We start from the raw sequence: 216 nt of genomic DNA on the forward strand, positions 1-216 counted from the left end.
CACATAAAAAAGATCTTTGACATGATGTAACAAGCTGAAAAATAAAAATTTGGTCAAAACCAAAAGAGCTAAAAGTATATATCATCCGCTCTGTTTAAAAACAGGGTGTGTACGTGATAATGAAAGTAAGCAAGGGCGCATGGCGGATGCCTTGGCTCTCGGAGGCGATGAAGGACGTGATAAGCTGCGATAAGTCACGGGGAGGTGCAAATAACC

At 41.7% G+C, this 216-nt stretch carries 1 rRNA gene; it reads left to right on the plus strand.

Annotated features, from left to right (window positions below):
* Window positions 1-119: 119 nt before the first annotated feature.
* A 23S ribosomal RNA gene (locus I6E11_RS15020) occupies window positions 120-216 on the plus strand; the annotation flags it as partial.

The sequence above is a fragment of the Bacteroides caecigallinarum genome, from assembly GCF_021531075.1.
Lineage (GTDB): Bacteria > Bacteroidota > Bacteroidia > Bacteroidales > Bacteroidaceae > Phocaeicola > Phocaeicola caecigallinarum_B.